This window comes from Rhodopseudomonas sp. BR0C11, from assembly GCF_010820945.1.
Taxonomy (GTDB): domain Bacteria; phylum Pseudomonadota; class Alphaproteobacteria; order Rhizobiales; family Xanthobacteraceae; genus Rhodopseudomonas; species Rhodopseudomonas palustris_H.
This window is the reverse complement of record NZ_QTKI01000014.1, coordinates 1-20,675: the sequence shown is the minus strand read 5'-3', so window position 1 is coordinate 20,675 and position 20,675 is coordinate 1. Positions and strand designations below refer to the sequence as shown.

Below are 20,675 nucleotides of genomic sequence, written 5' to 3'. Positions count from 1 at the left end.
AGGATGTCTGCGGTCATGTGCTGCGCTGTCGCCAGCGCAGTCGGCCGAGACTGATAGATCTGTTGGGCTGCCGTGGGGATGAGCTCGGATTGAAAGGCTCGGTGGCGATTGCCGATCACCTCGCCGCCTTGCGGCGCTGTGACCGGCGTCAATCACCTGGAGATTGGGACTTCAAATCCCCTCTGGCGCCGCCCGGAAGGCTCTTCGGCGTCAGAGGTGAATGATGTCCCGGAGCTGTCGCCATCACGTCGTCGGCATCATCGATGCGGACGTCAGCGAGGGGCAGCCTTGCTGCAGTGCAGTGAGGGAGGTCAGTGTACGCTGGTCTTGGTTTGCTTCAGTTTCGCGATTTGATCCCGGACCATGAGCTTGCGACGTTTCAGCTCGGCAATACGCACGTCGTCCGTAGAAGGATGGGCGAGAGCGTTGTGCAATTCGGTCTCCAGAACTTTGTGCTTGCGTTCCAGTTCGACGAGATGCGCCTGAATTGCCATACGAAACCTCCTCTTTTGATGAGACTGAGTTTCCATCCGGACGAGGAAGTGTACATCTCTGGTGGCGTCTGTCGATAGGTCTTGAAATATCCGCGTCATAATTTCGCGCCTCACGAAACGATTCGTGAGCACGATCAGTTCATCCCCGCAAACGCCCGAGGATGAGGGGTTTCCGCGAAAGCATCGAATGTCCGAACGCGGGTTTTAGAATTATTCACCTGACGAAGGTCGTACGCCGCACGATGCGCGGACGCACCGCTTGCTCGCAACGCCGCAAAGGCGATAATGACGGCGAACTGATCGACATTCCTCCGCAACCGGGCCGCGCTTCGCGAACCGGTTCAAGCCGACACTGATCATGACCGACGAAGACGAGGGCGACCTCGGTGCCGAGCTGGCTAAGCTGCAACAAGAGCACCGCGATCTCGACGCCGCGATCGATGCGCTGCACCATTCGCCTGCGCCCGATCTGTTGCGTCTGCAGCGACTGAAGAAGCGCAAGCTGGCGCTGCGTGATCGCATCGCCTTCATCGAAGATCAGATTACGCCCGACATCATCGCTTGATCTTGGCAGCCGACGTCTTGGCAGCCGACGCCGCGCGGCGCTCTGCCTTGCGGGCGTACATCGCCTGATCGGCAACGGCGAACGCTTCGGCCGCGTCCATCTCCGGCGTCAGCATCGCAACGCCGGCGGAGATTCCGACCTCGATCGTTTGATCGCCGTAGCGGATCGCAAGCTCGTCGACCGCCGTCTCCAAGCCGAGCGCTTTGGCGCGCGCGTCGGTTTCGTCGAGATTCCACAACAGCAAGGCGAACTCGTCGCCGCCGAGGCGGCCGATCAGATCGGACGCCCGGACGTGGCGCAGCAGCGCTTCGGTCACCGCCTTCAGCACGACGTCGCCGGCGGCATGGCCGAGGGTGTCATTGACCGGCTTCAGCCGGTCGACATCCAGCATGATCAGCGCCCCGCCGGCGCCGTAGCGCTTGATGTAGGCCAGCGCCCGGCCGAGCTCGCGCTCGAAGCCGCGGCGATTGGCGATGCCGAGCAGGAAGTCGGTTTCAGCCGACGCGCGCAGCACGTCGATCTCGGCCAGAGCGGCGGCCAGTTGGGCCTTCAGCCGGCGGATCTTGAGCTGGGGATCGGCCGGCAGCCGCCCCCCGGCAACCTGGGCCCGCGGCGTCGCCGGGGCCGGACGCGGCCCGGCAGGCGGCAGTTTTCGCTTCTTGGCGGCAGGTTTCGGGGTCCCGCGGTCGACGGACCGACGGGCGGATGAGGGGCGGATGGGCTTCTTTTTCATCAGAATCAGCCGGAGAACCGCCACAACACTTGCCGCTCTTCACCAAGAAAGGATAGTGCATTCCGAACGCCTTGGCCGGAGCGGCTGGCGTTCCTATAATCCCCACCTATGTTTCTGGATTCACGACAGAATCGCTCGAAAGAATCGTTTGAATGACAGCTCCCGTCGCGATCATCATGGGCAGCCAGTCGGACTGGGAGACGATGCGGCATGCCGCCGACACCCTGACCGCCCTTGGCGTCGCCCATGACGCCCAGATCGTTTCCGCGCACCGCACCCCCGACCGTCTCTATACCTTCGCCAAAGGCGCAAAGGCAGCGGGTTACCGCATTGTCATTGCCGGCGCCGGTGGGGCTGCGCATCTGCCGGGGATGACCGCGGCGCTGACGGAGCTGCCGGTGTTCGGCGTGCCGGTGGAATCCAAGACGATGTCGGGCCTGGATTCGCTGTATTCGATCGTGCAGATGCCGGCCGGCATCCCGGTCGGCACCCTGGCGATTGGCAAGGCCGGCGCGATCAACGCGGCCCTGCTCGCCGCGAGCGTGCTGGCGCTGACCGATTCCGACCTGGCGACGCGGCTGGCGGCATGGCGCAAGGCGCAGACCGATTCGGTCGCGGCCCGGCCGGAGGGCGCAGCGTGAGCGCATCCCGCCGTGAACCGCTGAAGCCCGGTGATACCATCGGCATTCTCGGCGGCGGCCAGCTCGGCCGGATGCTGGCGCTCGCCGCGGCCCGGCTCGGGCTGAAGTGCCAGATATTCTCGCCCGACCCGGATTCGCCAGCGTTCGATGTAGTGCAGAACGGCACCTGCGCCGAATACGCCGATGTCGAAGCGCTGGAATCGTTTGCCTCGGACGTCGACGTCATCACCTACGAGTTCGAGAACGTGCCGGCTTCCGCCGCTCTGGTCCTGGCGGCGCGCAAACCGGTGCTGCCGAACCAAACCATCCTGGAAACCACCCAGGACCGCTTGGCCGAGAAGGACTTCGTGTCCAAGCTCGGCATCGGCACCGCCGGCTATGCGGACGTCACCTCGCCGCAGACGCTGCGCGACGCAGTCGCCCGGCTCGGCCTGCCCGCGGTGCTGAAGACCCGGCGGTTCGGCTACGACGGCAAGGGACAGGTCATGCTGCGCCCGGGCGACGATCCGGAAGCGGCCTGGGCCAGCCTGGAGACGCGGGCCGCGATTCTGGAGGCCTTCGTGCCGTTCGAGCGCGAGATCTCGGTGATCGCCGCGCGCGGCGTCGATGGCCAGGTGGTGAGCTACGACGTCACCGAAAACGAGCACCGCGACCACATTCTCAAAGTTTCCAAGGCTCCGGCGGCGATCCCCGACGCGGTGGCGAGCGAGGCTCGCCGGATCGCCAAGACGATCGCCGATGCGCTCGGCTATGTCGGCGTGCTCGGGGTCGAGATGTTCGTGGTGGCCGGCGCGGACGGCCCGAAGGTGCTGGTCAACGAGATCGCTCCCCGGGTGCATAATTCCGGGCACTGGACGCTGGACGGCGCCTCGGTCTCGCAGTTCGAGCAGCACATCCGCGCGATCGCCGGCTGGCCGCTCGCGGAGCCGGTGCGGCATGGCGCGGTGACCATGACCAACCTGATCGGCGCCGATGTTCACGACTATACCCGCTGGCTGACTGTTCCCGGGGCGACCGTGCACCTCTACGGCAAGCGCCATGCCTTGCCCGGCCGCAAGATGGGCCATGTCACGGTGGTCGAGCCGGGAAAACGCTGACGGAACCGACCAACGTCGCAAAACTTAATTGTCGCGTCAGGTGGACATTGCCGGCCCGATCTGGTACATGGGCGCCCTCTAGGTGGAGGGCCTGGCCGTTGTCGGCCCCGCCTAATCCGATAAATTCCGATCCGATCACTCTGAAGAGGATGCCGCGTGCAGGTTCTCGTTCGCGATAACAACGTCGATCAAGCCCTCAAGGCGCTGAAGAAGAAGATGCAGCGCGAGGGGATTTTCCGCGAGATGAAGCTGCGCGGACATTACGAGAAGCCGTCCGAGAAGAAGGCGCGCGAGAAGGCGGAAGCCGTACGCCGCGCCCGCAAGCTCGCCCGCAAGAAGCTGCAGCGCGAAGGCCTGCTGCCGAGCAAGCCGAAGCCGGCTTTCGGCGCGGATCGCCGTCCGGCCGCAGCGGCGCGCTGATCGCGCCTTTCGGCGACGAAGCGAACTGAGTTTGAAGAACGCGGGCCCCGGGCCCGCGTTTTTCGTTGTTGCTTCTTTCGGTGCTGCTTGGCGCTCGATCGACGACCTGCCCCACACAACAAAATGCCCGGGGCGACGCCCGGGCATTCATGACTGTGGATATCACGGTCGTTACTACCGCGGCAGGACCGAGTGGATCACCGACTTGGCGGTGAACAACACATCCTCCGCGACCGACGGCTTGCGGGCGGCGTTGCCGTCGCTGGACGCATCCGCGCGTGCGCCCGGAATATCGGCCGGCGGGGTCGGCGGGTGCTGATCGCTGTCGCGCAGGTCAATCGAATCGGCCGGGCGGCGGCTGGCCGGCACCGAGGCGGTGGTTGCCGGCGGATTGGCATAGGGCGCAATCGACACATTGGTCGGTGCGACGTTGACGGCCGGCGGTAATGCCGGAGCGATGACGCGCGCGGCTTCCTGCTGCCGCGGCGGCTCCTGGGCACGCGGCGGCTCAGGCACCTTCAGCGGCTCAGGCGCACGCCCCAGCGTTTCGGTGGCCCGAGGCGCCTCTGCGGGCGCCGACGCACGGAGGCGCTCGACGGCGGCCCTGACGAGCTCGTTGGGATCGCGCGCGGGCTCGCTGCGCTCCTCCGGCACCTTGACCGGCTCCGGCGTCGCGGACGCGGTGCTGACCGGCTTGGACGGGGCGGCCGCCTTGTTGTCGTGCACGGTGATCTGGTGCCGTCCCACTGGGCGGTCGGCGGGCTTGTCGGCCGTGGCCTTCTCGGTGGAGATCTTATCGGCGCCGAGCTTGACCTTGAGCGGCTCGCTCCGGGTCGGCTCGGACCGAGCAGCCTCCGCCGGCAGCGCGACGGCGACCGGCTCGGCCGGCTTAACGGCCTTGGTGGTATCGAGTTGCTGTGTCGCGGGGGCGGCCGGGGGCGGCGCGTCGGGCCTGGCGACGATGTACTGATTCACGACGTAGGCGGCGATCACGGTCGCGACCACCGACGGCAGAATCTGCCCGAGCAGTTTTTCGGTGATGAATTTCAGCATGGCCGGCCTCTTCCCCGCACGTGTGATGCTGGAAGTTTGAGGCTGATTGAGGGATCAACTGCGACCGATCGGTGGCATCGGAACGAGGTGTTCGGTGCGCCACCGAGCGGGCCGCGAGGCGAAGCTGGGCCCTGCCGCTTAACGAGAGGTTAAGCTTTCAATTCAATCTCGAGAAACACGATTTCGGCTGTGGATTCGTTGCGGACATCGTGTTGGACACCGGCCTTGCGGGCGTAGGAGCGGCCGGTCTTGAGCTGGGCCAGCGAGCGCGTCCCGTCCGGCGCCACGATGGTCATCTCGCCGTCGGCCATCGGCACCACGACGTAGTCCATGCCGTGGGTGTGGTGACCGGTCGCCGAGCCCGGCGGCAGCCGCCACTCGGTAACCCGCACCTCGTCGTTGTCGATCTGAATCTCGGATTTCGCCGCAACCGTCATGACGTCCCTTCTCCGGGCAGAACGCTGCCAACTAAGACACGGATACCATCAATCACCTTGCCCGACATCCGGCGATCCAGGCCCAGCGCCATGCGTACAATCGGCGCAGCTGATGCTCGGGCGGTATCGCCAGGTGGCATCGGATCGGTATAGTTGGCGGGCACCCTCAGGGTGAAAAACACCAAGGAGCACACGGGGAACGCCATGTTTTCACACGTCATGATCGGCACCAACAATCTCGAAGCGGCGAAGGACTTCTACGACAAACTGCTCGGCACCCTCGGCGTGCCGCCGGCGATGGTCGATCGTCATCGCATCTTCTACCGTACCAAGACCGGCACCTTCGCGGTCAGCAAGCCGATCAATGGCGAACCGGCGACTGCCGCCAATGGCGGCACGATCGGCTTCGTGGCGAAGTCCCCGGAAGAGGCCGACGCCTGGCACGCGGCCGGCGTCGCCGCCGGCGGCACGACGTGCGAAGACCCGCCCGGCATCCGCGCGATGGGCGACATGAAGCTGTACCTCGCCTACCTGCGCGACCCGGACGGCAACAAGCTCTGCGTCATGCACCGGATGTGAGGCTTACACCAACCTCCGTCATGCCCGGCCCTGTGCCGGGCATCCACGTCTTTCGGCGTCGACGCGCAGCAAGACGTGGATGGCCGGGACGAGCCCGGCGATGACGTGGATAGTGGGTCTGGACCCAAACAAAAACGCCCGGCCTTGCGGCCGGGCGTTTCGTTTTGGGCAGGCGTCGGCGGTTAGTGCGCCATCGCCTTGACGATGTTCTCGGTCATCTTCTTGGCGTCGCCGAGCAGCATCATGGTGTTGTCGCGATAGAACAGCGGATTGTCGATGCCGGCGTAGCCGGAGGCGAGCGACCGCTTGATGAACATCACGGTGCCGGCCTTCCACACCTGCAGCACCGGCATGCCGTAGATCGGCGAGGACGGATCCTCTTCGGCCGCCGGGTTGGTGACGTCGTTGGCGCCGATCACGAACGCGACGTCGGCCTGCGCGAACTCCGAGTTGATGTCCTCGAGTTCGAACACTTCGTCGTACGGCACGTTGGCTTCGGCGAGCAGCACGTTCATGTGGCCCGGCATACGGCCGGCGACCGGGTGAATCGCGTACTTCACCTCGACGCCTTCCTTCTTCAGCGAGTCGGCCATTTCACGCAGCGCGTGCTGAGCCTGAGCCACCGCCATGCCGTAACCCGGCACGATGATGACCTTCGAGGCGTTCTTCATGATGAAGGCCGCGTCGTCGGCCGAGCCGAGCTTGGCCGGGCGCTGTTCACCGCCGCCACCGCCGGCCGCCGCGGTTTCACCGCCGAAGCCGCCGAGGATGACCGAGATGAACGAGCGGTTCATGCCCTTACACATGATGTAGGACAGAATCGCACCCGAGGAGCCGACCAGCGCGCCGGTGATGATCAGCGCCGAGTTGCCGAGCGTGAAGCCGATGCCGGCCGCTGCCCACCCCGAATAGGAGTTGAGCATCGAGATCACCACCGGCATGTCGGCGCCGCCGATCGGGACGATGATCAGGATGCCGAGCAGCAATGCGACGCCGGTGATCACCCAGAAGGCGACCTCGCTCTGCGTGATCACCATGTAGATGATCGCCGCGAACATGATGACGCCGAGCGCGATGTTCACCACGTGCCGTGCCGGCAGCAGGATCGGCGCGCCGCTCATGCGGCCCGACAGCTTCAGGAACGCGATCACCGAACCGGTGAAGGTCAGCGCGCCGATGGCAACGCCGAGCGACATTTCAACGAGGCTCTGGGCGTGGATGTTGCCCGGCTCGCCGATGTCGAACGCACCCGGCGCATAGAACGCACCGGCGGCGACCAGCACCGCGGCCATACCGACCAGCGAGTGGAAGGCGGCGACCAGCTCGGGCATCGAGGTCATCGGCACCTTCTTGGCGATGACCGCGCCAATGGCGCCGCCGATCGCGATGCCGGCGATCACCAGCACCCAGCCGAGCAGATCGGCCGGCGGATGGCCGGCCAGCGTGGTGGCAATGGCGATCGCCATGCCGCTCATGCCCATCAGGTTGCCCTGACGGCTGGTGGCCGGAGACGACAGACCGCGCAGCGCCAGAATGAATAGGACGCCTGCGATCAGATACAGAAATGCGGAAAGATTGGCGCTCATCGACGGCCCCTACTCACTTCTGCTTCTTCTTGTACATCGCCAGCATGCGCTGGGTGACAAGGAAGCCGCCGAAGATGTTGATACATGCGAAGATCAGCGCGACGAAGCCGAAGCCGCGCGCCCACAGCGGACCGTTGTCGCTACCGACCAGCGACACGCCGACCGCGAGCAGCGCACCGACCACGATCACCGACGAGATCGCGTTGGTCACCGACATCAGCGGCGTGTGCAGCGCGGGGGTCACCGACCACACCACGAAGTAGCCGACGAACACGGCAAGGACGAAAATCGACAGCCGAAACACGAACGGATCGACCGCTTGAACCATATGCTCCATAGCAACTCTCCTTAAGCGGTCGCGCTCACGCCGACTTGGGCTGGAAGTTCGGATGAACGACGGCGCCGTCGCGCGTCAGCGCGGTGGCCTTCACCAGTTCGTCGTCCCAATTCACCGCCAGCGCCTTCTCCTTGTTGACCATGGTCTCGAAGAAGCTCAGCAGATTGCGCGCATAAAGGGCCGAAGCCGACGCCGCGACGCGGCCGGCGACGTTGGTGTAACCGACGATCTTGACGCCGTTGGTCTCGACGATCTGGCCGGGGACCGCGCCCTCGACGTTGCCGCCGCGTTCGACCGCGAGGTCGACCAGCACCGAGCCGGGCTTCATCGACTTCACCATCTCGGCGGTGACCAGGCGCGGCGCGGGCCGGCCGGGAATCAGCGCGGTGGTGATGACGATGTCCTGCTTCTTGATGTGCTCGGCAGTCAGAGCGGCCTGCTTGGCCTGATACTCTTTCGACATTTCCTTGGCGTAGCCGCCGGCGGTCTGGGCGTTCTTGAACTCCTCGTCTTCGACGGCGAGGAACTTGGCGCCCAGCGATTCGACCTGCTCCTTGGTGGCGGGACGCACGTCGGTCGCGGTGACGATGGCGCCGAGACGGCGCGCGGTGGCAATCGCCTGCAGACCGGCAACGCCGACGCCCATGATGAACACCTTCGCCGCCGGAACGGTGCCGGCCGCGGTCATCATCATCGGCATGGCCCGGCCGAACGTTTCAGCGCCGTCGATCACGGCGCGATAGCCCGCGAGGTTGGCCTGGCTCGACAGCACGTCCATGACCTGGGCGCGGGTGATGCGGGGCATCAGCTCCATCGCGAAGGCGGCAATGCCGGCATCCGCCATGCTCTTCAGCGCAGCGTCATTGCCGTACGGGTCCATGATCGCCAGCACCAGCGCACCGCGCTTATAGCTGGCGAGTTCGGACGCCTCCGGACGCTTCACCTTGAAGACGACATCGGCGTCCTTCAGAGCGTCGGCGGATACGGTGGCCCCGGCGGCAGTGAAATCGGAATCCGGCAGGCCGGACTTGAGGCCCGCGCCCGGCTCGACCGCGACTTCGGCGCCGAGAGCTTTCAGCTTCTTGACCGTGTCGGGCGTCGCCGCGACGCGCGGCTCGGCGGGATCTTGTTCTTTGGCAACAGCAATCTTCATGGAGCCTCCGGCGGCGCGAAGCACGCGCGTGAGCGAGCGAGATATGCGCGCACCCCGCAAAAGTGGGACCGGTTTTGGGACCGGGATGCGCGCTTACTTATTTGTTTGGAGAACGTCCGGACGACAAACCGGACTCCACTTTGCCGGGGCGTTCTCCGAGAGAGCGCCGCGTGTAACGGCGCACTCCAGCACAGATCAAGTCAGGAAAATGCCCATGAGGGCGACGATCACGATGACGGCGGCGGTGCCGTACTTCACGAGCTTGATGAACCCTTCATAGGTCTGCTCATGCGCGGCGTAGTCGTTGCCATCGGCAGTCGTGTAGGCAAACTCGTGGTGCTCTGCCATTCGTCTCTCCGACATCTTCGAGAAGTGGGGGATGCAATTAGCGCAATCTTATTGCGAGGGCAACGGCACCGCAGCAATTGTTAGCCTAGCCAGTTTGGGTTCATTCCAAAGTCTAGGCCGCCATCACCGATCGCTGGTGCAGTGTGATCGCAACAAACGATTAGAACAAGCTGTTACGAGGCGATTGCAACAAGCGACGACTGATTATTCCGCGCAACGGACCAATCGTGACTTGGTGACGAGGTGATCGCACGCTCGAAGTGACGACACGACCGTCGACCGCACGTCAGGCCGGCCAGTTGTCCCTGATCCAGCGCGTCAGGCTGGCTTCGCTGACTTCGCCGGCCGCGAGGGCAAGGATGATCATGGTCGCATGGGCGGGAGCAGGTTCGAAGACGATGCCGTTCTTGGCCAGAAAGACGACCATCGCCATGAAGGCGATCCGCTTGTTGCCATCAACGAAGGCGTGATTCTTGGCCAGCCCGAACGCATAGGCGGAGGCAAGCTCCGGCAGATCGCAGTGCTCATACTGCCATTTGTTGATGGGACGTTCGAGCGCCGACCGCAGCATGCCCTCGTCGCGCAGCCCCGGCGCGCCGCCAAATCGGCGCAGCTGTCTGGCATGCATCGCGATCGCCTGCTCGTAGGTGATCCAGCTCGGCTCGACAGGCTCGCCCATCGAAAGCTCCTCATTTGGCGAGGGCAGCCAGCGTGTCCTTGTACTTCTCCATGACCTCGTCGGCGATTGCCATCGTTCGCTCGAAGTCGGGGTCGTACGGCAACGCCTGGAATCCGCCGCCGGGCAATTCGGTGATGTGCAGTTCCTGCCCACGCTTGAGATCGAGGCGCTGCATCAGTTCCTTCGGCAGCAACAAGCCGTCGGAATTCCCAATCTTCTTGATTTCGATCTTCATCGCGATCCAATCTTTCCCAGAATGCGCCGGCCTAAGCCTCGCACGCCCGGCAACGAACAAGGCGCGTTATACAAACGTATAACGCGCCTTGCCGTTCCGTTCAACAAACGTTTACGCCGCTGGACCGCCCTAACCCATCGCCTCCAGCTCGTCGATCATGCCGGCGATCACCGACAAGCCGCCGTCCCAGAAGCTGGGGTTCTTGGCGTCGAGGCCGAACGGGGCCAGCAGTTCCGAATAATGCTTGGTTCCGCCCGCCGACAGCATCGCCAGATAGCGCTCGGCGAAGCCTTCCTGGGCGTGCTCGTAGACCGCATAGAGCGAGTTCACCAGACAATCGCCGAACGCATAGGCGTAAACGTAGAAGGGCGAATGGATGAAGTGCGGGATGTACATCCAGAAGCTCTCGTAGCCCGGCTTGATCTCGATCGCCGGGCCCAGGCTCTCACCCTGCACCGACAGCCAGATCTCCCCGATCCGCTGCGCGGTCAGCTCGCCGGTGCGGCGCTCGGTGTGGACCGCCCGCTCGAACGAATAGAACGCGATCTGCCGGACCACCGTGTTGATCATGTCCTCGACCTTGCCGGCGAGCAGCGCCTGACGCTGCTTGCGGTCCTTGGTCTGGGTCAGCAGACGGCGGAAGGTCAGCATTTCGCCGAACACGCTGGCGGTCTCGGCCAGTGTCAGCGGCGTCGGCGCCATCAGCGCGCCGTTCTTGGCGGCCAGCACCTGGTGCACGCCGTGGCCGAGTTCGTGGGCGAGCGTCATCACGTCCCGCGGCTTGCCCTGATAGTTCATCAGCACATAGGGATGCGCCGACGGCGTGGTCGGATGCGAAAATGCGCCCGGCGCCTTGCCCGGCCGCACCGGGGCGTCGATCCAGCGATCGGTGAAGAACCGCTCGGCGATCTGCGCCATCTCCGGCGAGAACGCCTTGTAGGCGGTCAGCACCATGTTGCGGGCTTCCGGCCAGGCGATCGTGCCGGTCGCGGCGAACGGCAGCGGCGCGTTGCGGTCCCAATAGGGCAGCTTCTTCTTTTTGAACCAACCGGCCTTCAGCTTGTAGTAGCGGTGCGACAGCTTCGGATACGCAGCGCGCACCGAGGCGACCAGCGCATCGACCACTTCGCGCTCGACCCGGTTGGCGAGGTGGCGGCTGTCCGCCACGTCTTCAAAGCCGCGCCAACGGTCGGAAATTTCCTTGTCCTTGGCGAGCGTGTTGGTGATCAGCGCGAAGGTGCGCTCATTCGCCTTGAAGGTCTTGGCCAAGGCCTCGGCTGCCGCCTTGCGCTTTTCGGGCGCACGATCCTGCATCAGGTTCAGCGTGGGCTCGATCGCCAGTTCCTTGCCGCCGACCTTGAAGCGCAGCGACGAGATGGTCTGGTCGAACAGCCGGTTGAACGCGCCGTAGCCGGTCTGCGACTTTTCGTGGAACAGCTGCTCGATGCGGTCTTCGAGCTGATACGGCTTGTCCTTGCGCAGATCCTCGATCCACGGCCGGTAGTGGCCGAGTTCGGGAGTCTGCATCGCAGTCTCGAGCACCGCGTCGTCGACGCGGTTGAGTTCGAGAGTGAAGAACAGCAGATGCACCGAGGCGGCAGTCAGGCGCTCGGAAACATCGCCATAGAATTTCGACTTCACCGGATCGACGCTGTCGCCGGCGTGGACCAAGCCCGCATAGGAACCGAGCCGGCCGGCCAAATCCTCGATCGCTTCATAACGCTTGACCGCGCCGGCGAGCCACAGCGCGCCGCCGTCCTTCGCGGTCTCTTCGGCCAGCCGGCCCTTGAAGTCGGCTTCGAACGAAGCGCATTCCGCATCGAGCCGATCGAGATCGGCGGCGACCTCCGGCGAGTCGATCGCCGGATACAGATCCGTCAGATTCCACTCGGGCAGTTTCGCCGGCTTGCTTGCGGTCTTCCGTCCCGCGGCCGCGGTCTTGGCCGCTTTCGCCTTGCTGGGCGCGGCCTTGCGCGGTGCTGGCTTGGCGGGGGTGGACTTGCGGGAAGAGGACTTTGCGGTACGGGAGGTCGCAGATTTCGCCATGGTGCTTTCAGATCGCGTGCGATTTGCCTTGCGAAACGCTACTAGCTCCGTCACCGGCTTCGCAAGTCACAGTTTCCTTCAAGGGGAGCCGCCCTGCGACAAGGCAGCGCGGCTCGAACAGCCCCTCGCCGCCTTGATCGAGCTTGGCGGCAGGATTACGACACCGCTGCAAAGCGTTCGTTCCCGAACAGTTCGGCTCTGACCGTGCGGCGATTGACCATCGTGCGGTCTGGTGATGGTATCGGCGCTGACGCAAGCGATCTGACGCAGTCTTTTGACTGCGCCGCATGCACCACGTCCTGGACCGGGCCCCTCTGGCAGTTCGTCTGAACTGTGATGTCGGACTGGACGCTCACGGAGCGCCCGATGACCGACTTTCTCGCAATCTTCACTCCCGAAGGCCTCACCGCATTCGCCCAGGTCGTGATGATCGACCTGGTGCTCGCCGGCGACAACGCCGTCGTCATCGGCCTCGCCGCTGCCGGGCTGCCAAAAGAGCAGCGCGGTAAGGCGATCCTGATCGGCATCGTGGTCGCCACCGCGCTCCGCATCGCCTTCGCCAGTGTCACCGTGCAGCTTCTGCAAATCATCGGGCTGCTGCTCGCCGGCGGCGTGCTGCTGCTGTGGGTGTGCTGGAAGATGTGGCGCGAGCTGCGCAACCCGCCGGAAGATGTCGATGCGCTCGAAGGCGACGGCGGTGCGGCAACCGGCGCTCCGACCAAGACCATGGCGCAGGCGGTGTGGCAGATCACGCTGGCCGACGTGTCGATGTCGCTCGACAACGTCCTGGCGGTGGCCGGCGCGGCACGTGAGCATCCGGTGATTCTGGTGTTCGGCCTCGCCCTGTCGATCGCGCTGATGGGTCTCGCCGCCAGCTTCATCGCACGGCTGCTGCATAAGCACCGCTGGATCGCCTATATCGGCCTCGCCATCATTCTCTATGTGGCAGGCGACATGATCTATCGCGGCGCGCTCGAGATCTGGCCGCACGCCTTCGGATAACAGCGGATAACCATCTGCATTTTCACCAAGCGTTAACGCATTCGTCGCAATCCTGCACCAATTCGGGACAGTTCGGGTTGAGGCAGTAGCGAGTAATGGTTGAGCGTATTCTGATCGCCGACGACGATGCAGTACAGCGTCGGCTGGTCGAGAACATGGTGCAGAAGTGCGGCTATGAGGCGATTTCGGTCGATAGCGGCGACGCTGCGGTAGAAGCCCTGACCGCGCCCGATGCACCGGCAATCGACGCCGTGGTGCTCGATCTGGTGATGCCCGGACTCGATGGACTCGGCGTGCTGTCGAAGATTCGCGCCAGCGGACTCGACGTCCCGGTGATCGTGCAGACCGCACACGGCGGCATCGACAATGTGGTGTCGGCGATGCGTGCGGGCGCGCACGACTTCGTCGTCAAGCCGGTCGGCATCGAGCGCCTGCAGGTGTCGCTGCGCAATGCGCTGAATGCCAGCGCGATGAAGGGCGAGCTGCAGCGCATCCGCCATGCCCGCGAAGGCCGGCTGACGTTCTCAGATATCATCACGCGCAGCGAGGCGATGGCGCCGGTGCTGCGCGCCGCCGAAAAGGCTGCCGGCTCTGCGATCCCGGTGCTGATCGAAGGCGAATCCGGCGTCGGCAAGGAGCTGTTCGCACGCGCCATCCACGGCTCCAGCGACCGCCGGGCCAAGCCGTTCGTCGCCGTGAACTGCGGCGCGATCCCCGACAATCTCGTCGAGTCGATTCTGTTCGGCCACGAGAAAGGCGCATTCACCGGCGCCACCGAGCGCCACGACGGCAAGTTCGTCGAAGCCTCCGGCGGCACGCTGTTTCTCGACGAGGTCAGCGAGCTGCCGCTGACGGCGCAGGTCAAGCTGCTGCGCGCGCTGCAGGAAGGCGCGGTCGAAGCGGTCGGCGGTCGCCGGCCGATCAAGGTCGATGTCCGCATCATCTCGGCCACCAACCGCCGGTTGCTCGACCGGGTGAAGGCGGGCCATTTCCGGGAGGATCTGTTCTATCGGCTGCACGTGCTGCCGCTGACGATCCCGCCACTGCGGACCCGCCGCGAAGACATTCCGCCGCTGCTGCGGCATTTCCTGATGCGGTTCTGCGCCGAAGAGAAGCGCAGCATCGGCGGAATCACCGGCGAAGCGATGGCGCGGCTGGCGCAGCTCGACTGGCCCGGCAACATCCGCCAGCTCGAAAACGCGGTGTACCGCGCCGTGGTGATGAGCGACGGCGATCAGCTCGGCCTCGCCGACTTCCCGCTGGCGATCGCGCCGTCGGTCGTGCCTGCAGAAGATACAACCGGCGAGCCGCTGGTGATCGAACGCAGCGAGCCGCAATTCGTCGCCGCAAGCGAAGTGCCGATCGCGCCGCTGCCGAGCGTCGGCAATCTGTCGATGCTGACCGCGGATGACGAAGTGCGTCCGCTCGACGAAATGGAACGCGAGATCATCCGGTTCGCGATCTCGCATTATCGCGGTCAGATGTCCGAAGTGGCGCGGCGGCTGAAGATCGGCCGCTCGACGCTGTATCGCAAACTCGACGAGATCGAAGCCGAGCGCGCCGCGCAGGCCGAGGCGCGATAACGAGGACTACGCGGCGCCCTGTAGGTTTTCGCGGCCCCCAAGGACCGAATGTGGCTGCCGCATGGCGGCCTGCGGATCGCTGATTCGCGGAACCTTTTGAACCGTGGCGCGATAGTGACAGACAACCAGGGCGACCCGTGGCACAAGCCACTGACCGCCCTGAGCCAACAGCAACTGGGGTCAGTTTGTCGTGAGTCTGCCCGGCCGATGCTGGCCGCTCGAACCGGGCCTGTGTATCCTCCGACTGAGACGTGAGATCGGCCGCGTGCCGATCCGCGAGCGGGTGCCCTGACACTCGAGAACCAAACTTCAAGTCACGAACTGCCGGCCGGGCAGCTTTCCCAAGGGGTAGACGAATGCGAGATCACTCGACTGGACGCCGCGGTTTCGAAGGCGTGCTGATGGCCGTCGCGGCGACCTTCCTCACCGTGTCGGCGACCTCCGTCCTGGCGCAGTCGCCGACGCGGTCGCCCGCGGATCTCGCGATCGATGCCGCCGTGCCCGTGCCGAGCCCGGTCGATCTGCCGCCGCCCTCGGTCGGAGACTTCAAGCCCGAGACCCCTGCCGCCAAACCCGACGCCACCGCCAAGCCCGACATTGCTGCCGCTCCGGCACCTGCCGAGCCCGCCAAGGACATTGCCGCCACCCCGGCGCCGGCTGCGCCCGAGCCGAGCAAAGACACCGCGGCAACTGCGCCCGCAGCCGAGCCCAAGACGGAAGCTCCGGCGGCAACCGCCACCGCTCCTGCCGCCGTCCCCGCCGCGCCGGCGACCGATCAGGCGACGACCACCAAGCCGGCCGAACCGCAGAAGCCCGCCAGCACGGTTGCGTCGGCCGACCAGCCGGTGGCCGACCAGCTTCGCGATCTGCTCGCCAAGAGCGCGTCGCGCTACTTCGACCGCAAGGCCGAGCGCAGCGCGGTCGAGAAGTTCTACGAGACCCGCGACTACGCGCCGGTGTGGACCAAGGCCGGCGCGCTGACCGCGCAGGCCAAGGGTGTGATCGCGCGTCTGAAGGACGCCGCCGCCGACGGCCTCGATCCGGAGGACTATCCGGTGCCGAGCTTCAGCGCCGCGACCTCGCCCGAGGCGCTCGCCGAAGCCGAGCTGCGGCTCACCGAGAGCATGATGGACTATGCGCGTCAGGCGCAGAGCGGCCGGATGCACTGGTCGCAGGTGTCGGCCGACATCCAGTATCCGGAGCATCCGATCGATCCGGCCCAGGTGCTGGCGAAGGTCACCACGGCCGCCGACGCGTCCCCGGCGCTCGACCGCTACAACCCGCCGCACAAGCTGTATCGCGAGCTGAAGAAGAAGCTCGCCGAACTGCGCGGCGAAGGCGACAAGCCGGTGATCAAGATCGCCGACGGCGAGGCGCTGCGCTATCAGCCGGCCCGCAAGAAGCGCGCCGAAGTGAAGATGGACGATCCGCGCGTGCCGCAGCTGCGGGCCCGCCTCGGCGTCGCCGAAAACCCGGACAGCACCACCTACGACGCGACGGTCGCGGCGGCGGTGCGGAAATTCCAGGACCACGCCGACCTCAAGGCGACCGGCGTGCTCGACGAGCGCACGGTGAAGGCGCTGAACACGCCGAAGCGCGACCGCACCATCGACACCATCATCGTCAACATGGAGCGCTGGCGCTGGCTGCCGCGTGATCTCGGCGCGCCGTCGCTCGGCGATGCCTATGTGATCCTCAACATTCCGGACTACACGCTGAAGGTGATGCAGCACGGCGCCGAAGTGTGGACGACCCGCGTCGTCACCGGCAAGCCGGGCAAGCACGCCACCCCGCTGCTGACGGAGACGATGAAGTACATCACCGTCAACCCGACCTGGAACGTCCCGCCGTCGATCATCTACAACGAGTATCTGCCGGCGTTGCAGCAGGATCCGACCGTGCTCGACCGCATGGGTCTGAAGCTCGAGCGTAATCGCGACGGCTCGATCCATATCTCGCAGCCGCCGGGCGAAGCCAACGCCCTCGGCCGCATCCGCTTCAACTTCCCGAACAAGTTCCTGGTGTATCAGCACGACACCCCGGACAAGAACCTGTTCGCCCGCGAAGAGCGCGCGTTCAGCCACGGCTGCATGCGGGTGCAGAACCCGGACGTGTATGCGTCGACGCTGCTGAACATCGCGATGCCGGAGAAGGACTACACCCCGGCCAAGGTCCGGGCGATGTACGGCCGCAGCGAAGTCGATCTGAAGTTCCCGACCCCGATCCCGGTCAACATCACGTATCAGACCGCATTCGTTGACGACGCCGGCAAGCTGCAGCTCCGCAAGGACGTGTACGGCCGCGACGCGACGATGCTGGCCCTGCTGAAGAACGATAAGGGCAAGAACCTCGAAGCGGTGGTAGCCCACGCCCAGCCGAACTACACCCGCCCGACCCGGCTACCCGACGGCGTCAGTGTCGCCGGCGACTACACCGGCTCGTCGGGAGCCTCGTCGAGCCCGTTCTCGTTCCTGGAGAACCTGTTCGGCGGCCCGCAGCCGCGTCAACAGCAGCCGGCTCAGCGCAATCAGCGCCGGGTTTACGCCCGCTGATCAGTAACCGCGTCCAGCTTCGGACTCGAAAAGTAGTTGAATGTTATCAAGGGCTCGCCGCGAGGCGGGCCCTTGTTTGTTAACTCACATTAACCATCCTCCATCTAGATTGCGGCACCGGGCTCGATTTCGCCATAGTCAGAGGGTTAAGGTTGATGATCGACTTGGGGTCACGGACGCCGTTTCCGGATCGCTAACTTCGGTAACGGCACGTCGCCCTGCCACGCTGACTTGGGGTTCGCGGGCAGGGTTTGTTGGTCGACCATTGGTGGGGCTGTTTTCGTGCTGGCTGCACTTTCGCGCCGTCTCAAATCACTGTCGATGCCCAGGGCCGGTTACGGCGCCGTACTGACGACGGCATTGCTGCTGGCGGGCGCCGGCTCGGTCCACGACGCATCCGCGGTCGGCGACAGCCGGACCCTGTCGTTCCATCACACCCATTCGGGCGAAAGCCTCACTGTCACCTTCAAGCGCAGCGGCCGTTACGACGAAGACGCGCTGAAGCAGCTCAATCATTTCCTGCGCGACTGGCGGTCCCAGGAACAGACCGTGATGGACCGCCAACTGTTCGACATCCTGTGGGAAGTGTACCGGGACGTCGACGCCAAACAGCCTATCCAGATCATCTCCGCCTACCGCTCCCCTGCCACCAATGCCATGCTGCGCCGCCGCTCCTCGGGTGTGGCGCGCCACAGCCAGCACATGCAGGGCCACGCGATGGACTTCTTCATCCCGGGCGTGGCGCTGGAGCAGATCCGGTTTGCCGGCCTGCGGCTGCAGCGCGGCGGCGTCGGGTTCTATCCGACCTCCGGCTCGCCCTTCGTCCATCTCGATACCGGCGGTATCCGGCACTGGCCGCGGATGACCCCCGACCAGCTTGCCCGCGTGTTCCCGGACGGCCGCACCGTCCACATCCCGTCCAACGGCAAGCCGCTGCGTGGCTACGAGCTGGCGCTGGCGGACATCGAGAAGCGTCGCGACGGCAGCACCGTCGCCCCGGCCAAGAGCAACTTCCTGGCCGCGCTGTTCGGCGGCAAGTCGCGTGACGACGAGGACGAAGCCGCCGCGACGGCGGCACCGTCCGGTGCCAAGCCGATGGCCGACATCAAGGTTGCGGCCGCCGATGCCGTTGCGGCTGCGGCCGGGGTGAAGCCGGCCGACGTCGGCTCCAGCGATCCGGTGCCGATGCCGCGCGCCAAACCGGCCGGCGCCATCCAGCTCGCCTCCGCCGGCGACGTCGTACTGCCGGCGCCGCGTCCAGCCCAAGCTGCCAAGGCAGAGGCCGCCAAGGCCGAGGCCAAGACTGCGGAGCCGAAGACGGCGGAGTCGAAGACCGCCGACACCAAGCCGCAGAGCCCGGCCGACATCATCAACGCCCGCGGGTTCTGGGACGACATTCCGGTGGCGCCGAAGCAGGCAAGCCCGGCCCAGGTCGCCGCCATCAGCGCCCGCCAGGCACTGGCCGCCGCCGACAAATCCGAACAGGCCGCAGCGATGAACGCGCTGGCCTACGCGCCGATGGCGCAGGACAATTCCTCCCAGCACGCCCAAACCCGCCATCCGCACGTCGTGACCGCCAGCGCCCCGCTGCCGCCGACGCGCGCATCGCTGCAGCGGCACGCCGCGGTATCGGGCAAGGTCGACAGCGTGATCGGCAAGTCGTCCGGTCAGGGCAAAACGGTGATTGCAACCTCGGCGCGTCTCGCCGCTGCCGGCAGCCGCGACAACGACGTTTGGATCCGCGCCATGATCCTGATGCCGCGGGCGATGCACACCGCCGCCACCGTGATCGGCGATCCCGACATGACGTTGCTGAGCGGCTATCTGGCCAAGCCCGAGGCGACACTGGCCACCAGCTTCGCCGACGATCCGCAGCCGGGCCTCTATGCCGACGCTTTCAGCGGCTCGGCGGTGGCGACGCTGACCACCACGGCATTTCCGGGCGACGCGTCCCGCTGATCTCTGCGGCAGGATCAGATTTGAAAAAAATGCCCGGGCTGGTCCCGGGCATTTTTTGTTTTGGCGCCTCACCAGACCGGCAGCCATTGCGGGCCGATCCGGCGGCAGCAACAGACCGCAGGCGGCCTCAGAGCATCCCGAGCGCCTGCATGTAGGTTTCCAGGATGGTCTCCTGCTCGGCGCGTTCGTTGGCGTCCTGCTTGCGCATGCGCACGATGGTGCGCAGCGCCTTGACGTCGAAGCCGTTGCCCTTGGCCTCCGCATAGACGTCGCGGATGTCGTCGGAGATTGTCTTCTTCTCTTCCTCGAGACGTTCGATCCGCTCGATGATCGCCCGAAGCTGGTCCTTGGCGAAATTGGTCGCGGGATCCTCTTGGACGGCGGCAGCGGAGGTGGCCATCGTGCACTCCTGGCAGATAATGATTGGAAAAAGCGGCGGGGCGGTCGCCTCGCGCGCCGCATCTGCGCCGGACACTCTTCGCCGCGGCGCCTCCCGTCAAGGGGCATCACGCCCATCCACAGCGACCCACAGCGGAAATCGCCGGCGCCGAAATTGCGCCTTGATGCGCGGCGTGCCGGCGCCGCGTCAGTGACTGTGCGGGTGAGATTTCTTGAACGCTTCGACCTGGCCCGGCGTGGCAGCGCTCTGATACTTCGCCTTCCAGGCTTCGTATGGCATGCCGTACACCGCCTCGCGGCTCTCGTCCCGGCTCAGTGCGACGCCTTGCGCATCTGCAGCGTCCTTCAGCCAGTTCGACAGACAGTTGCGACAGAACCCGGCGAGATTCATCAGGTCGATGTTCTGGACGTCGGGGCGTTCGCGCAGATGCGCCACCAGACGGCGAAACGCCGCCGCTTCCAGTTCGGTCCGGGTGCTGTCGTCCATACGGTCACCTCTGCTCGGGCTTTGCGGTCTTCCCCAGATGGGGACGGGCTGAGATTTTGCCACATCTGGGGGGTACAGCCGACTCCGCCGCGCGGCGAGCCCGCTGCCGGGCAGACCGCCCGCGGCGGCGCCGCCGTTGACAGGCCGCCCCTGTCACGCGAAATCATCAGCAAATTGGTATAGCTTGGCTGCATGATCATCACAGATTCCCTCCCTTTCCGGCATATCTGGTCCCGGCCCGCGGCCGCCGTGACGGCGGCGCTGGCCTTCGGCGCGCTGCTGTGCGGCAG

At 65.4% G+C, this 20,675-nt stretch carries 22 protein-coding genes; 9 read left to right on the top strand and 13 right to left on the bottom strand.

Annotation, left to right across the window (positions count from 1 at the left end; all coding sequences use genetic code 11):
* Nucleotides 1-311: 311 nt before the first annotated feature.
* Nucleotides 312-494: a YdcH family protein gene (locus tag DYI24_RS02815; protein WP_107346713.1), complete on the bottom strand. Its 183-nt coding sequence runs from the start codon at nt 492-494 to the stop codon at nt 312-314.
* A gap of 358 nt (nt 495-852) precedes the next feature.
* Here DYI24_RS02815 and DYI24_RS02810 point away from each other — a divergent pair, with 358 nt between their 5' ends.
* Entirely contained in the window at nt 853-1,059 is a 207-nt protein-coding gene (locus DYI24_RS02810) for a YdcH family protein (RefSeq protein WP_012497433.1), read from the top strand.
* Here the strand turns inward: DYI24_RS02810 and DYI24_RS02805 are convergent.
* Nucleotides 1,049-1,792 carry a GGDEF domain-containing protein gene (locus DYI24_RS02805; RefSeq protein WP_164571175.1) on the bottom strand — a complete coding sequence of 248 codons (744 nt, stop codon included), beginning with the start codon at nt 1,790-1,792 and terminating at the stop codon, nt 1,049-1,051. The two genes, DYI24_RS02810 and DYI24_RS02805, sit on opposite strands and share 11 nt — an antisense overlap.
* A gap of 152 nt (nt 1,793-1,944) precedes the next feature.
* On the opposite strand from DYI24_RS02805, the gene purE reads away from it, so the two are divergent.
* From purE to rpsU, 3 genes are all read left to right on the top strand, one after another.
* Nucleotides 1,945-2,433: a 5-(carboxyamino)imidazole ribonucleotide mutase gene (purE, locus tag DYI24_RS02800; RefSeq protein ID WP_107345785.1), complete on the top strand. Its 489-nt coding sequence runs from the start codon at nt 1,945-1,947 to the stop codon at nt 2,431-2,433.
* Nucleotides 2,430-3,530 carry a 5-(carboxyamino)imidazole ribonucleotide synthase gene (locus tag DYI24_RS02795; protein WP_164571174.1) on the top strand — a complete coding sequence of 367 codons (1,101 nt, stop codon included), beginning with the start codon at nt 2,430-2,432 and terminating at the stop codon, nt 3,528-3,530. The genes purE and DYI24_RS02795 overlap by 4 nt, the downstream gene beginning before the upstream one ends.
* A gap of 156 nt (nt 3,531-3,686) precedes the next feature.
* Complete coding sequence (rpsU, locus tag DYI24_RS02790) at nt 3,687-3,950, top strand: 30S ribosomal protein S21 (RefSeq protein ID WP_013504042.1); 264 nt, start codon at nt 3,687-3,689, stop codon at nt 3,948-3,950.
* Nucleotides 3,951-4,124: 174 nt separating this feature from the next.
* Here rpsU and DYI24_RS02785 read toward each other — a convergent pair whose 3' ends face one another.
* Together DYI24_RS02785 and DYI24_RS02780 are read right to left on the bottom strand one after the other, a co-directional pair.
* A complete protein-coding gene (locus tag DYI24_RS02785) occupies nt 4,125-5,003 on the bottom strand; it encodes a hypothetical protein (RefSeq protein WP_164571173.1) in 879 nt (292 codons plus the stop codon).
* Nucleotides 5,004-5,152: 149 nt separating this feature from the next.
* Nucleotides 5,153-5,440, bottom strand: a complete 288-nt coding sequence (locus DYI24_RS02780) for a cupin domain-containing protein (RefSeq protein ID WP_011159713.1) — start codon at nt 5,438-5,440, stop codon at nt 5,153-5,155.
* Nucleotides 5,441-5,644: 204 nt separating this feature from the next.
* On the opposite strand from DYI24_RS02780, the gene DYI24_RS02775 reads away from it, so the two are divergent.
* Nucleotides 5,645-6,019: a VOC family protein gene (locus DYI24_RS02775; RefSeq protein WP_107346715.1), complete on the top strand. Its 375-nt coding sequence runs from the start codon at nt 5,645-5,647 to the stop codon at nt 6,017-6,019.
* Nucleotides 6,020-6,201: 182 nt separating this feature from the next.
* On the opposite strand, the gene DYI24_RS02770 is transcribed toward DYI24_RS02775, so the two are convergent.
* From DYI24_RS02770 to DYI24_RS02740, 7 genes are all read right to left on the bottom strand, one after another.
* On the bottom strand, nt 6,202-7,605 hold the full coding sequence (locus DYI24_RS02770; RefSeq protein ID WP_107356776.1) for an NAD(P)(+) transhydrogenase (Re/Si-specific) subunit beta: 1,404 nt from the start codon (nt 7,603-7,605) through the stop codon (nt 6,202-6,204).
* Between the two features lie 13 nt (nt 7,606-7,618).
* Nucleotides 7,619-7,942 carry a proton-translocating transhydrogenase family protein gene (locus DYI24_RS02765; protein ID WP_022722381.1) on the bottom strand — a complete coding sequence of 108 codons (324 nt, stop codon included), beginning with the start codon at nt 7,940-7,942 and terminating at the stop codon, nt 7,619-7,621.
* Between the two features lie 25 nt (nt 7,943-7,967).
* The gene (locus DYI24_RS02760) at nt 7,968-9,095 is read right to left on the bottom strand and encodes a Re/Si-specific NAD(P)(+) transhydrogenase subunit alpha (RefSeq protein WP_107356777.1); all 1,128 of its coding nucleotides are present in this window, start codon (nt 9,093-9,095) and stop codon (nt 7,968-7,970) included.
* Between the two features lie 195 nt (nt 9,096-9,290).
* Nucleotides 9,291-9,443 carry an aa3-type cytochrome c oxidase subunit IV gene (locus tag DYI24_RS02755; protein WP_011159718.1) on the bottom strand — a complete coding sequence of 51 codons (153 nt, stop codon included), beginning with the start codon at nt 9,441-9,443 and terminating at the stop codon, nt 9,291-9,293.
* A 286-nt stretch (nt 9,444-9,729) separates the two neighbouring features.
* Nucleotides 9,730-10,122, bottom strand: a complete 393-nt coding sequence (locus DYI24_RS02750) for a type II toxin-antitoxin system death-on-curing family toxin (RefSeq protein ID WP_107345790.1) — start codon at nt 10,120-10,122, stop codon at nt 9,730-9,732.
* A 10-nt stretch (nt 10,123-10,132) separates the two neighbouring features.
* Complete coding sequence (locus DYI24_RS02745; RefSeq protein WP_107345791.1) at nt 10,133-10,357, bottom strand: AbrB/MazE/SpoVT family DNA-binding domain-containing protein; 225 nt, start codon at nt 10,355-10,357, stop codon at nt 10,133-10,135.
* 129 nt (nt 10,358-10,486) lie between these two features.
* On the bottom strand, nt 10,487-12,403 hold the full coding sequence (locus DYI24_RS02740) for a M3 family oligoendopeptidase (protein ID WP_164571172.1): 1,917 nt from the start codon (nt 12,401-12,403) through the stop codon (nt 10,487-10,489).
* A gap of 366 nt (nt 12,404-12,769) precedes the next feature.
* Between DYI24_RS02740 and DYI24_RS02735 the strand changes: the two genes are divergently transcribed.
* The 4 genes from DYI24_RS02735 to mepK all read left to right on the top strand — a co-directional run bounded on the left by DYI24_RS02735 (nt 12,770) and on the right by mepK (nt 19,499).
* Complete coding sequence (locus DYI24_RS02735) at nt 12,770-13,405, top strand: TerC family protein (protein ID WP_107346716.1); 636 nt, start codon at nt 12,770-12,772, stop codon at nt 13,403-13,405.
* A 95-nt stretch (nt 13,406-13,500) separates the two neighbouring features.
* Nucleotides 13,501-14,988: a sigma-54-dependent transcriptional regulator gene (locus DYI24_RS02730; protein WP_164571171.1), complete on the top strand. Its 1,488-nt coding sequence runs from the start codon at nt 13,501-13,503 to the stop codon at nt 14,986-14,988.
* A gap of 356 nt (nt 14,989-15,344) precedes the next feature.
* The gene (locus DYI24_RS02725; protein WP_164571170.1) at nt 15,345-17,540 is read left to right on the top strand and encodes a L,D-transpeptidase family protein; all 2,196 of its coding nucleotides are present in this window, start codon (nt 15,345-15,347) and stop codon (nt 17,538-17,540) included.
* A 321-nt stretch (nt 17,541-17,861) separates the two neighbouring features.
* Nucleotides 17,862-19,499, top strand: a complete 1,638-nt coding sequence (mepK, locus tag DYI24_RS02720) for a peptidoglycan L,D-endopeptidase MepK (RefSeq protein WP_164571179.1) — start codon at nt 17,862-17,864, stop codon at nt 19,497-19,499.
* A gap of 127 nt (nt 19,500-19,626) precedes the next feature.
* Here mepK and DYI24_RS02715 read toward each other — a convergent pair whose 3' ends face one another.
* Complete coding sequence (locus DYI24_RS02715) at nt 19,627-19,899, bottom strand: DUF2312 domain-containing protein (protein WP_012497443.1); 273 nt, start codon at nt 19,897-19,899, stop codon at nt 19,627-19,629.
* A gap of 186 nt (nt 19,900-20,085) precedes the next feature.
* Nucleotides 20,086-20,385, bottom strand: coding sequence for a DUF1244 domain-containing protein (locus DYI24_RS02710; RefSeq protein ID WP_164571169.1), 300 nt, complete (start codon nt 20,383-20,385; stop codon nt 20,086-20,088).
* Nucleotides 20,386-20,675: the final 290 nt, after the last annotated feature.